The organism is Silvanigrella paludirubra (assembly GCF_009208775.1).
Lineage (GTDB): Bacteria > Bdellovibrionota_B > Oligoflexia > Silvanigrellales > Silvanigrellaceae > Silvanigrella > Silvanigrella paludirubra.
Window position 1 is genome coordinate 53099 of the sequence record NZ_WFLM01000003.1, and the last position, 12334, is coordinate 65432.

At 28.3% G+C, this 12334-nt stretch carries 12 protein-coding genes; 6 read left to right on the forward strand and 6 right to left on the reverse strand.

Translation table 11 applies throughout. From position 1 onward, the window contains the following. Nucleotides 1–4 precede the first annotated feature (4 nt). The 6 genes from GCL60_RS07750 to GCL60_RS07775 form a co-directional block, all read right to left on the reverse strand. A complete protein-coding gene (locus GCL60_RS07750) occupies nucleotides 5–1054 on the reverse strand; it encodes a hypothetical protein (protein ID WP_153419923.1) in 1050 nt (349 codons plus the stop codon). 256 nt (nucleotides 1055–1310) lie between these two features. Further along, entirely contained in the window at nucleotides 1311–1898 is a 588-nt protein-coding gene (locus GCL60_RS07755) for a hypothetical protein (RefSeq protein ID WP_153419925.1), read from the reverse strand. A gap of 42 nt (nucleotides 1899–1940) precedes the next feature. After that, nucleotides 1941–3950, reverse strand: a complete 2010-nt coding sequence (locus GCL60_RS07760) for a S8 family serine peptidase (protein WP_161998132.1) — start codon at nucleotides 3948–3950, stop codon at nucleotides 1941–1943. A 93-nt stretch (nucleotides 3951–4043) separates the two neighbouring features. Continuing rightward, nucleotides 4044–4802, reverse strand: coding sequence for a hypothetical protein (locus tag GCL60_RS07765; RefSeq protein ID WP_153419929.1), 759 nt, complete (start codon nucleotides 4800–4802; stop codon nucleotides 4044–4046). A 66-nt stretch (nucleotides 4803–4868) separates the two neighbouring features. Continuing rightward, nucleotides 4869–6839, reverse strand: coding sequence for a S8 family serine peptidase (locus GCL60_RS07770; protein ID WP_153419931.1), 1971 nt, complete (start codon nucleotides 6837–6839; stop codon nucleotides 4869–4871). 332 nt (nucleotides 6840–7171) lie between these two features. Then, nucleotides 7172–7792 carry a 5-formyltetrahydrofolate cyclo-ligase gene (locus GCL60_RS07775; RefSeq protein ID WP_153419933.1) on the reverse strand — a complete coding sequence of 207 codons (621 nt, stop codon included), beginning with the start codon at nucleotides 7790–7792 and terminating at the stop codon, nucleotides 7172–7174. A gap of 73 nt (nucleotides 7793–7865) precedes the next feature. Here GCL60_RS07775 and GCL60_RS07780 point away from each other — a divergent pair, with 73 nt between their 5' ends. The 6 genes from GCL60_RS07780 (at nucleotide 7866) to GCL60_RS07805 (ending at nucleotide 12326) form a co-directional block, all read left to right on the forward strand. After that, the gene (locus tag GCL60_RS07780; RefSeq protein WP_153419935.1) at nucleotides 7866–8126 is read left to right on the forward strand and encodes a hypothetical protein; all 261 of its coding nucleotides are present in this window, start codon (nucleotides 7866–7868) and stop codon (nucleotides 8124–8126) included. Between the two features lie 296 nt (nucleotides 8127–8422). Continuing rightward, a complete protein-coding gene (locus GCL60_RS07785) occupies nucleotides 8423–8728 on the forward strand; it encodes a hypothetical protein (protein WP_153419937.1) in 306 nt (101 codons plus the stop codon). 9 nt (nucleotides 8729–8737) lie between these two features. Continuing rightward, a complete protein-coding gene (locus tag GCL60_RS07790) occupies nucleotides 8738–9538 on the forward strand; it encodes a MotA/TolQ/ExbB proton channel family protein (protein ID WP_153419939.1) in 801 nt (266 codons plus the stop codon). Continuing rightward, nucleotides 9483–10040 carry a hypothetical protein gene (locus GCL60_RS07795; RefSeq protein ID WP_153419942.1) on the forward strand — a complete coding sequence of 186 codons (558 nt, stop codon included), beginning with the start codon at nucleotides 9483–9485 and terminating at the stop codon, nucleotides 10038–10040. The genes GCL60_RS07790 and GCL60_RS07795 overlap by 56 nt, the downstream gene beginning before the upstream one ends. A gap of 7 nt (nucleotides 10041–10047) precedes the next feature. Next, entirely contained in the window at nucleotides 10048–10590 is a 543-nt protein-coding gene (locus GCL60_RS07800; RefSeq protein WP_153419943.1) for a hypothetical protein, read from the forward strand. Nucleotides 10591–10595: 5 nt separating this feature from the next. Beyond that, nucleotides 10596–12326: an AgmX/PglI C-terminal domain-containing protein gene (locus tag GCL60_RS07805; RefSeq protein WP_153419945.1), complete on the forward strand. Its 1731-nt coding sequence runs from the start codon at nucleotides 10596–10598 to the stop codon at nucleotides 12324–12326. Nucleotides 12327–12334 lie beyond the last annotated feature (8 nt).

Sequence of the window (12334 nt, forward strand, 5' to 3'; positions counted from 1 at the left end):
AATATTATTCTTTCTGAATAGTCAGCTTAAATACTTGGTAACTATTCAATATTTCTCCCGATTCCGATGTTGCAAAAATAATTTTAACAACTTCTTTTCTATTTTCATCTAGAGTATCTGGTAATTCTCCATCAATTCTTAGATCATGCGCGTCTATCTTTAAATTTTTTCCTGCAGTAATTGCATATGATTTTCGTGCTGCTATAAAAACAGAATGAATTGATTTATAATTATCTTGAACTTTATCTCCCTTAACAATAATATATTTTTTTGCGGGAATGGTAGAAATTAAATTTAAATGTCCCAAATAAATTAATTGCTTATTATCTATATCAAATTCAATCTTAAAAGGATTTTCACTAGCTGAACTATAAGTCACTTCTTTATAATCTGAAGCTTCAATGAATTTTATATTATTATTAGGATCTATTTCTGGTTTAAATATTTTACTACTTGTAAATTCATTCCATTTTTTATTTAATTCAAATCTTTTATTTAATTCTGATAAATATATTTTTATTATTGGATTTGTACTAAAATCATCAGGTGTTATTATCATTTTTGAATAGAGTATATCTGGACCACTAACAGAATTTGTTTCTTTATGAAATTCAAGATTTTCCTCAGAAGCATTTTTTGATAATATATATGATTTTGGCTTTAATGCGTATTCAACTTCAGTATTGTCATTATTTGAATATTTAATACCTGTAACTGTTAATTTACAAGTTGAGTTTCCTTGTTTTAAGATTAAAGTAGAACCAATTTTATTTTTTGTAAGCAGCCAAGACTCATTTTCTTTTCTGCCTTTACAATCAGCCCCGTATAATCCTTTGATAGAAAAAGTATCTACATTTATATTTTGAAAATTGCTTTTATCTGATGCAATATTATCTATTAATGCTAAATCAATTGATGTTTCTACATTACTTAATTCGTTCTTATTAGATTCTTGTGGTGAATTATTAGAGTTTGTATTTCCTTTACAACCCATTATGAAAGGAGTTAAAATAAAAATAGGGCATGCTAATTTAAATATTACTGAATACTTCATTAAAAAACCTCAAAGATATATTTAATTATTGTTAAATTAATTCAATTTTTTTTTTGCGCAAAAAATAGCTGATACCGCAGAATTTTAATAAAACAAAATTTATTTTCTATCAAGATTAATTTTAAATAAAATAACAAAATTAAACAATATTTAATTGTAAAAAACAAAAATATTTTTAAGTTAAATTTAAATAATCAACTAAATACAATATCTAATCAGATATTTTGAATACCATTATATAAAAAATTATTTAGAGTCAAAGTGGCTCCTTGAAGTTCTCTATGACCTCAACACTTACTTCTTCTACATTTTCAATATTTTTAATTTTTGTAATGGTATCTTGAATTTTATTCGTTTTAGGAATACGAACTAAATAATATCCTAAATTGGGATAACTTTTTACGATTTCAAATGATTTATCATTAAAAACTACATTATTTTTTGTTTTAATAATTATATTTCCACTTAGAACACCAAAAGAGTCTGTAGACTCATTTATAACAACTTTATTGTTAAATGTTTTTCGATTTTCATTTTCATTTTCATTTGGAGAAATATTATATATATTAAATCCTTTTGTTTTTAAAACATTTTTTGTTTTATTCGTATGATTTTTTGGTTCTTTGTTAAAATCAGCTTCTAATTCTTGGTAAACAGTATATTTTACTCCCCCTTGAACAAAAGTTTCAGAAACTTTAAATTTTTTAGCTACTTCTTTTCCATTAATCACAGGACTTTCCATTTTATCATCTAGCTGGATAGATTTTTCAGCTGCAATTGCGCTTAACGAAAAGTAGTTAAAAGCTAGAAAACCTGCAGTATATAAAATTGTTTTCATTGTCATACATTCTCCTACATTAGTTATATTAAATATTAAAAACTACTTTTATTGATGTCCTGTAACTTTTAATTGCCAACCTTTAAATGTAGCTTCCTTTTTATGTATACCAGTATTTATTACTTTAAGCTTCCATTCACCTTTACTATCCTCACCGAAAAACGCATTTGATTGAATTTGCATTCCAACTAAATTGCCATTACTTGAAAATGCATTTGCAGCATGCCAAACAATACTTTTTGTGCCTCTTGGTGAAGTTAATTCTAATGCTACATCACCAATAAATTTACTTTCTAAAGAAACTTTAATTTGAATATTTTCTATCTTTAATGAATTAGAATTAAAAACTGTTAACTTAGATTCATAACCATTAATATCTCCTGCTTGAACAGGTTGGCTAAAATCAGAAGGTATTTTTGGTATCCAATCTTTTTCAATATATTCGCCTAAATTTATATTATAATTTTTTGCAAGAGCTACTGCATCTGCAACATTTACTCTTCCAAATCCGTACCAATTGGAAAAATGAAATCCAGCCGCATTTGTTAGCCAACCTTGCTCTGCCTGATATGAAACTCCTTCAGCAATATTTATAGAAACACCATTAAAATTTGGATCTACTTTTGTTGCCGTTTTCGCTAAAATATATTTTACATCGCGCCAAGTTAAATTTGGATTTGCTTCTAATATAAGAGCAATACTACCTGAAGTAACAGGTGTAGCCGAAGAAGTTCCATTCATTGAATTTGTATAATTACAGTCTTTATTTACATCGACTTCGCAAGCATTAAAAGGATTTCCAACTTTTAAAATGTCCTCTTTATTTTTAAGATCAGGATTACGGCTTAAACCATATTTTGAACCAACAACATCTGTTGTAATAATTGCGGGATCTGCAGCTGTAGCTCGAATTTTTGTCCAATCCATTACTTCATTAATTGTTTTATAATTTTTTTCAACCCATTCTTTATTTTTACCAAATTCACCACCTGGAGCACTTATCCACAAAGATGAACCTGTTGTTGAATAAGAAGATTTCACACCTTGTGAATTTATTGCTCCCACGGTGATTACTTCTGCCAGTGTATTTTCAAAATTCATACTTGAATTTTGACAGGATAAATTTAATTTTTTTGCATCATCACATGAGCTACCAGAAAACATTCCCATACTACTAAAACCGTTTCCAGCTGCTTTTACATAAAGAGCCCCTTTTCCATTTCTTAATGTCGTTGTGCCCGATTTAAAGGCCGCTACAGATGCTTTTGTCGTTGGGTTATCCTCTTTAATTTGTCTAGTATTATTCATACCAAAACTCATACTAAAAATATCATTCCCTTTTGAAGCGTCAGAACCACCCAAGGAATCTAAAAAGTTTTTAAAGTTTTGAGCGCCGCTACTTATAACATTATATCCAGACAAATGCGCTCTTGGCGCTACTCCTGAACCACCAAATCCTAAATTACTTCTCATCCCAATGATTCCAGAAACCATTGTCCCATGATCAGGTTCATCACCATCTATTGGTGATGGATCGTTTGGAGATAAGCCGTTACTTCTAAAATTTAACGACCATGTTTTTGATACATTTGGTTTATTATCTACATTGGGAGCTAATGAAGGATGGCTTATTTGAAGACCAGAATCTGCTATGGCTACATATACTTTATTTCCACTTAAACAATCATTTTTAAGAACAGAATTTACATTTATATCTTCACCAGCTTTAGGAAGAGTTGTTGAGAAAGCTGTGTTTCCATTATTTAATAAATGCCACTGATATTTACCTAATGGATTTGCTTTTTCATCAGATAAATCTGTACAAAATTTATTATCATTATTTATACCATTATCGCCTTCTTTTTTATCGCCTTCTTTTTTATCGCTTTCTTTTTTGTCGCTTTCTTTTTTATCTAAATCTTGATTCGTATTTTCTTGATTTGTATATTCATTTTCTGTTTCTATAATATCAGGAGAATTTGTTTTTTTTCCGCATGATGAAACAAACGATACCGTTAAAATTGAAATCAATAAAAATCTTTTATTTGACAAAATCATTATAACTCCCCTCATTAAATAGTCGCAAAAAATGAAGCCCTTTCAAAATTCATAAAATTTAAGGGCTCAAGAAAATTTTTAGTATATTTTATTTTACATTGGAGTTTTAAAGTTTTCTAAAACTTCGACATTTACACTTGTTACTTTTTCTTCTCCAACAGCCTGGCTATAAGGATTTAATTTCTTTAATTGAGTTACTGCATCTTGAAACTTTACATTTTCCGGTACTTTAATAACATATAGACCTAATGCTTTATAAGATTTAACAACTTGAAAATATTTATTTGGAATTTTAACTATTTTGTCTGGACTTACTTTTACAATCGCATTTCCAGTTACAACAGCAAATTTTTTAGTTTGATTATTAAAAGCAACTTTAAAAGCAGATTTACTTGCAACAGTTTCTAGAGAATCCGAGTCGCTGAAATCTTTCACAGATGTTGATGTCATTCTATCTGATGAGCTTCTATTTTTTGAATTTCGAACAGATTTTGAATCAAAAAATATTTTAAATGCACCTTTATCTAAGAGAATCGTCTTAGGCGCTCTAATAGAAAGATCTTGTGGAGAATTTCCTGAAGATGCTTCATTTGAAAAATCTTTACTTGTATCTTTTCCAACAAATGCTTTTAAGCCTTTATATAGAGTATAATTCATTCCACCTTGTGTAAAAACTTCATCTACATTTAAATTTTTGTTTATGTTTTCAATTAATTTACTTTCATCATTATCGCTTTTTAAGTCGGCTTCATTATTTAGAGAAAAATTATCGACAACTGCATAAGAATTTAATGTAAATATATTCAATAATGAAAATGCACTTATATAAAGAAATGTATTTCTAAGTTTCATGATATTTTTCCTTAATAGTTAATTTAATTTAATAAATATTAATTTAGTTTCATCATATTTTTATGATTATAATGAAACTTTTTGACCAGCAATTTGTAATCTTATGCCTTTAAAGGAAACTGTTTTTGCATTTAAACCACTATTTATCACTCTTAATGTCCAAACACCTGCACTGTTTTCACCATAGAACGCGTTACTTTGAATTGGCATATTTACTAAATTTCCATTACTAGAAAATGCATTTCCAATATTCCAAATAATACTTTTTGTTCCGCTTGGAGAAGTTAATTCAAGACCAACATCACCAATATAATCACTATCTACTGAGACTTCTGCACGAAGAGATTCGATTTTAAGATTTGCCGCTTTTGGTATTGAAGGAATTTTATAAATTAGACCAGTTGCTCCTGGAGCCACAGCAAGATTAGTTGCATAACCTCTTAATGGATACCAATTATTTTCTGTATAAGTTCCTAAATTAACATTATAGTTTTTTGCTAATTTAACAGCTTCACCAACATTAATTCTTCCAAATCCATACCAATTTGAAAAATTAAATCCAGCTGCATTTTTAGTCCATCCATCTTCTGCTTGATAATCTTCACCATTAGCTATTTTAACTTTAACACCAGCAAAATTAGGATCTACTTTTGTCGCTGTTTTAGCTAAAATATATTTTACATCGCGCCATGTTAAATTTGGATTTGCTTCTAATATTAATGCTAAACTTCCTGAAGTAACAGGAGTTGCAGAAGAAGTCCCGTTCATTGTATTCGTATAATTATATTCTGAATTTAAATATCTTCCTTCATTATCTACTGCATAACCAGCATTAAATGAATTTCTAATACTAAAAACATCATCTAATGAAAATTCACTATCAAAATTTACAATTTTACTCATTCCATATCTTGAACCCATAACATCTGTTGTTACGATAGCTGGTTCTCCAAGAGATGGTCGTAGATTTTGCCATTCAACAGTTTTAGAGAATCTTGCATATTGTGAGTCTATCCAATTTTTATCAAATCCAAACTCTCCGCCTGGCGCACTTATCCATAAAGAAGAACCCGTAGTTGAGTAACTTGTCTTCTTACCTTTTGCACTTATAGCCCCAACTGTAATGACTTCTGGAATAGTATTATCCGTATTCATACTTGAGTTTTGGCAAGTTACTCCTAATTTTATAGCCATTTTACATGCTTCTATACTTGGTCTATCTCTACCTAATTTAGTAAAACCATTTCCTGCAGCTTTAACATAAAGAGCGCCTTTTCCATTTCTTAAGTGTCTGGTTCCATATTTATATGCTGTAATAGCGCCTAATGTTATTGGATCATCTGAAGATATTTGTTCTAAATTATTATCACCATAACTCATATTAAAAATATCGTTACCTTTTGAAAAGTCTGAACCACCAAGAGAATCTACAAAATTTTGGAATTGTTGAACTCCTGCTTCAGCTTGTATAATATTATATCCAGCTAATTTAGCACGAGGAGCAACTCCAGATCCTCCAAAGCCTAAATTACTACGCATTGCAATAATACCGCTCACCATTGTTCCATGGTCTTCATCATCTTCTGGAATTGGAGATGGATCATTATTTTGTAAACGATTATCTCTAAAGTTAATTGATTTTGCCTTACTGTTACCATCAATATTTGGCTTTAAAGAGGGATGGATTATTTGCATACCAGAGTCTACAACGGCAACACTAACTCCATTTCCACTCAGACATTCATCTTTTAAAGCTGGCTCTGCATTTATATCTTCACCAGCAACACCGCCCTCTGTTGCAAAAGCTCTTTGTCCTGTATTTTTTAAATGCCATTGAAATTTACCTAAAGGATTCTTAGATCCATCAGAGAGATCTGTACAATATTTATCATTAAGGGCTTCTTGAGTTGAATTGTTTTGAGTGATTGCATCATTGGATTTATTATCATTATTAGAATTTTTACCGCATGCGGATAAAAATGAAACTGCGATTACAGAAATAGATAAAAAAGCAAAATAATTGCGATTTAAACTCATAAAAATACCCCATTTCTTGAGTAATTATTTTATTTAACATGTTTGGTTGACTGAATAGCCAAGCTACAAAAAAGTTTTTTAAATGTCAAATTTTTAAATAGAAATGTTTAAATTAAATCGCTTAAAATTTTTGGTAATCTATTTTATATTTAATAAAATATTAATACTTATTATTTATTTTAAAGAATAAGTATTACAATATACAAAAATTAATATATTGATAATTATTTTTAAATAATATTATAATTAAATATATTATTTTTAATTTTTTGCTGAAAATTAATTTTTAATTTTAGGGATAGATTTTTTAATTAATTGCACGTTTTAAATTATTACCACACTACTAAGTCTATTTTTTGATCATTTTCATCAAAAGGGATTTCATCAAAAACAAATTTATCCGACGGGAGGCAAAATACAGTCGTTATGCGTTTGTTCATTTTATTAATAAATCTATCATAAAATCCACCGCCATACCCTAATCTGTAGCCATCTAGAGATGCAGCTAGACCAGGAACAAAACAAAGCATTGGAGGCATATCTGAGCTGTATTCAAAACATAATTCTTCTGGTTTTTCTAATATTCCATAATTATTTCTTATTAAATCTTTTTTTCCATCTCCATACTCAAACCATTTTATGATTCCATTCGCAGATATCTTAGGAAAAAGCCAATCTTCATCAGCAAAATAAGAAATATCTAATTCATTTTTAATTGGAAAAAAACATGCAATTACGAATTTTCTATTTATATTTTTTTTATTTATTTCTTCATTTGTAACTTTAAGTAACTCTAAAGCTCTAAAAAATTGACGCGATCCCCAATCCTGTGACTTTGTAATCTCTGATAATTTCTGTCTTTCATCTATAAGTATTTTTCTTAATATTTTCTTTTTTTCAGGCACAGGTAAGTTCATTTCATAATCTGATAGGACTTGATTTAATTTTCTCATTTATGCCTTGTCGCCTCCTTTTAATTAGAATAACCTATATTTCGTTTGTTAACCTCTTTTAAGGAGAAATTCCATGGCATTATCTGATACTCTTGTAAAAATGTCGCCCGTGAAAGGCGAGTACTACTTAGTGGAACGTGATAAAATTGATGATTTATACCGCAACGCTGGTCATAGTGACGAAGATGAAGTGCCAAATTTCATCACAATTGATGGTAAAGAATGTCTTTTTACAGAAAATTTTATTGAAAAAGACGGTAAAGAGTATGAAATCGTTATGGTGGCAAATGGTTTTTCATGGGAAGATATCATTATTTATGATGAAGACGAATAATTTTATCTACATTTAAAATTTAAAGTTCATTTTAACAAACGACCTGCCAAGTTTTAATTTACCCCCTTTTAAAAAGGGGAAAAAAATTTCTATTTTAAATATAAATTTTTAAACTAATATATTATTTAATATCTACTATTTTTAGTAACCCCATAATTTAAAAACATATAATATTTTCCCATATGCAAAATTTTCTTAGTACAAAGTCAAAATGATGAATATAAAATATTTGAAAAATAAAATAAACAATAACATTATATATTAAGAATATATTAAAAAATTTAGGAATAATAAATATGTGCTTTAAATTTAAAAAAAACATTAAATATATTTTATTCATTATTTTATTATTTATAATTTTACCTAAAAGCACAGCAATTTCAAAAGAAGAATCTACTAAAACAAATTCAATAAAAATAGATGGCGATGCAGAACCTACAAGTTTAGCAGATATTCCATTACCTAAATTTGATTATGATATTGATTCCTTTGATACAGGATTTAAACCAGGTAAAGAGCTCATTAGTTTACTTGATAGACCAGAAGATCTAACGGGCATGAAAGATCAAGACTTTGCGCAAGAATTTCCAATAGAAAAATAAGGAATTCGTATGCTAAATGATATTTTTTTAATGTTTCGAAATGGAGAAATTATTCCATTTGTTATTTTAGCCTTTGTGTCAGTTGGTTACATTATCATATTTGAAAAATTTATTTTGCTACAATTCGTATATAGAATAAATTTTGAAAAATTTAATTCGACAATTAAAAAAATGCTTGCTGCTAATGATATGGAAAGAGCAAGAAGTTTTACAAAAGCAACTTCAAAAACGGCAGTTCCCATGCTCACTCTAAAAGCAATCGATGCTTACGAAAATGATCCTATGAGAGTTAGATCAACTGTTTCAGAAGAAAGTCTTCGTTTTTTTCCAAGAATTAGAAGAAGAATAAATCAATTACCAAATTTAGCAGCTGCTTGTGTTTTGCTAGGAGCAATTGCTGCAGTTCAAGGAATTTGGACTTCATTTAGGATGGTAGAAGGATTAGAGCTTGGAGTAAAAAGTTTTGCTTTTTCTACAGGATTATCTCATGCATTATTACCGCTAGCTATTTCACTCGTTTCTGCAGTTTTATTAATGTTACCTTTTGGAATATTAGATGCCATTGCATGGAGATTAGAATCAGAAATGGAGCACAGTCTTTGTGTAGTTTTGAATATTCTTTCACCTGAAATGCAACCTATGTTTACTGGAGGAGCTTCTTCTTCTAGCAATCAAGAGGAATCCTCAGATAATTATTCAGGAGGAAATGCAGCAAACGAAAATATAGACAGAGCTGAATCGAAAGGAAGGAAAGATGATAGTTCAGACCCGGGTTTACAAGAGGTTCCTGACGAAGAAGAAATTATCTAGCTTTGCCTGGACTTACTGGGGATTTGCACTCATTACAACAATAGGTATTGGGTTTTTATTTACTATTGTAGAAATTTTAAAAACTCACGATAGAAATGTTATTTTTTATAATATAAGAACAGTAAATACAGAAAATAATAAAATTGATGATGTAAAAAATCAAGTATCATTAGATAATAATTCTCCCGTATTTGTATTTGTTAAAGAAAATGTTTTATTTGGATCATTAAAAAACGTAATAGCACCTATGCCAAATAATGATGTTTTAGTACTAAACAAAAATTGGCAAGAAGATTTTAAGTTAAAAATAAATGATTTTAAGAACAGAAATAAAATTTTCCCCGCAAAGGCATTTGGAGTCATATTTGACACCGAGTTACCTTACGATAAAAATATTGATTTATTACAAAAAACATTTGATTTAATTTCAAGTCAAAATAAAAATACCAAAAACAATATTCACCCATCAATAGTTTTACTAGATCCTATAAAACTTAATTGAGGTTTAAATGTTTACAAATGCTACAAAAAAATTTGGGGTATGGAAGGAAGAAAGAGCAAATAATGTAATTTCTTATAAATTAATTTCAAGACAATTTTTATTTTCATTAGGGATGGCTGCTTTCATTAGCTGGATTTTTTTTATTATTGCAATTAAAATAAGAGAAGAGTTTTTCTTGTTTGAATCTGCTTCAAAGACATTCATAAAATTCAATGATATTAAAAATTCTAACAATGGATTTTTTATTAAAGAAAGAAAAGCGGCAATTTCTATTTATCTTTCTATGGATAAATCAAACAATATTAGAATTATATTTGAAAACGGAAAAAGTTATTTATTGCCAAGTCAGGCATCAAATTTTTTAGAATATTTTGAAGAAAAAAGAAAAAATATTATGCTAACCGCTTTAATTATGAGAGTTGAAGATCCATCCATTTCAAGAGTTAAAATTTGGACTGATAAATCATTAACTTTTAAAAATATAAAATATATTATAAAAATATTTTCTCAATTTGGATATGATGATTTTGATATCGCTGTTGAAAGGTAGCCAATATGGCCGAAAAAAGTAAAAAAATATTAAATCAAAATACTTTTCTTTTTTTGCAAGTATTCCAAACAGGAGCTCTTCAAATAGAAAAAAAATTGAAAATTGATTCCTTTTTTTCAAAAAAAATTAAAATAGGTTATAATTCTACATGTGAACTATTTATTCCATTCGCTCAAACATTAATCGAAATTGGACTTTTCAAAATAGGCAGAAATAAAGTAGATATTATTTTAGACCCAAGATTAGATGGTTTTTTAAATACTGGAAATAAATTTGGTAATTTAAAGGAATTTACATCACCAAGAGGATCCTTATTACAATTAACTTCTATTGAAGACCCACTAATTGTTTCTCTTGATTATGGATCTCGTGGAAAAATACAATATCATGGATACGACATTACATTTAAAATTGAAAAAGAATTTCTCAAAAAAAGAGAAATTAAAGTACAGCCTTTAGAAAAAAAAATTTTTCAAATGCCAGAGTACGACATTCCTATAGAGCGTAAAATAATTCCAATCAGTATGATTATAACAGGAATTACTTTTCTTCCTATTATATTTTGGTTACTAAAAGCGCCTATGGAACCTATTTCTGGATTAATAAATCTTCCTCAGGATATCTCTATTCAATTTATATCGCCAGAAAATATAAGGTTACTTCCATTTATTTATAAAAATAAATATGATCAAAATGATAATGAAAAATTAGCTATATTTTGGGTTTTTGAACTCATGAAAAGATGGGAAGCAGCTGAAAATGGAAAAAGCACTAACTCTATTATACCATTTTTACAAAATGCACATAAATATGTTGATAATAATAAAAAATTAGAAGATTGGGAAAAAAATATATTTGATAATTATAAAAAAATAGAAGCAGAAAGAACTTCTAAAAACTCAGAACGTTACTATTCATTTTTAAAACCTTATCCCTCATTTTCAACTCCAATATCAGGAATTGATGGAAAATCTCAATACATAACTTTACTAAAGAGATTAAAACAACTTGAAGCTACTGATAAAGCTATTCTTGAATACCTTGAAGAAGAACATATAATTTTAAAAGAATTTTATGCACAAAATCATAAAGCAAAAAAATTAGGAATTGTTGATCCCCCTTCTACAGGTCAAGTGTTAGGTCCACAACCAGATAAATCATTTAAACAAGAATTTAGTAACTACAAAGAGGCTGAAAGAGAAGCTAAAATTGCAGAAGAATCATCATTTAGAAAAACCTTAAATAATAAAACAAAAAAAATGAAATTCTCTTCCATGAATTCTGCCATTTGGATTTCTAATAGCAGCTTAATCATTCCTTCAGATTTTAGAAGAACAAATGATAAAATTAATTATGATTTTCAATATAATAATATGATGCATAATGCTTTTTACTCAGTTGGTATTTTTAAAATGCCTCCAATTCCTCCTCCTGAAGCTTATATTGATACAAAAATGGTAGATTTTGTTATCTTTAACAAAAAAGAAGAAATTCGTTCTTGCTATAATTCTGCATTAAGAAAAAACCCTGGTCTAAGTGGGAATATGACAATAAGTTGGAAAATATTACTTTCAGGAAAAGCCTCAGACATTGTGGTAGTAGAATCAAGCGTTCATGATAAAAATCTGATATCCTGTTTGGAATCAAGATTATTGGTTTGGAATTTTCCAAAACCAAAAAATGGATTTGTTACCGTAACATATCCTTTTCAGTTTATTATAACAAAAAAAAAGTGATTGGAAAT

Excerpts from the sequence above, each read along its gene's own strand:
- GCL60_RS07750 (WP_153419923.1), bottom strand. The coding sequence starts at position 1,054 with ATGAAGTATTCAGTAATATTTAAATTAGCATGCCCTATTTTTATTTTA.
- GCL60_RS07755 (WP_153419925.1), bottom strand. The coding sequence starts at position 1,898 with ATGACAATGAAAACAATTTTATATACTGCAGGTTTTCTAGCTTTTAAC.
- GCL60_RS07760 (WP_161998132.1), bottom strand. The coding sequence starts at position 3,950 with ATGATTTTGTCAAATAAAAGATTTTTATTGATTTCAATTTTAACGGTA.
- GCL60_RS07765 (WP_153419929.1), bottom strand. The coding sequence starts at position 4,802 with ATGAAACTTAGAAATACATTTCTTTATATAAGTGCATTTTCATTATTG.
- GCL60_RS07770 (WP_153419931.1), bottom strand. The coding sequence starts at position 6,839 with ATGAGTTTAAATCGCAATTATTTTGCTTTTTTATCTATTTCTGTAATC.
- GCL60_RS07775 (WP_153419933.1), bottom strand. The coding sequence starts at position 7,792 with ATGAGAAAATTAAATCAAGTCCTATCAGATTATGAAATGAACTTACCT.
- GCL60_RS07780 (WP_153419935.1), top strand. The coding sequence starts at position 7,866 with ATGGCATTATCTGATACTCTTGTAAAAATGTCGCCCGTGAAAGGCGAG.
- GCL60_RS07785 (WP_153419937.1), top strand. The coding sequence starts at position 8,423 with ATGTGCTTTAAATTTAAAAAAAACATTAAATATATTTTATTCATTATT.
- GCL60_RS07790 (WP_153419939.1), top strand. The coding sequence starts at position 8,738 with ATGCTAAATGATATTTTTTTAATGTTTCGAAATGGAGAAATTATTCCA.
- GCL60_RS07795 (WP_153419942.1), top strand. The coding sequence starts at position 9,483 with ATGATAGTTCAGACCCGGGTTTACAAGAGGTTCCTGACGAAGAAGAAA.
- GCL60_RS07800 (WP_153419943.1), top strand. The coding sequence starts at position 10,048 with ATGTTTACAAATGCTACAAAAAAATTTGGGGTATGGAAGGAAGAAAGA.
- GCL60_RS07805 (WP_153419945.1), top strand. The coding sequence starts at position 10,596 with ATGGCCGAAAAAAGTAAAAAAATATTAAATCAAAATACTTTTCTTTTT.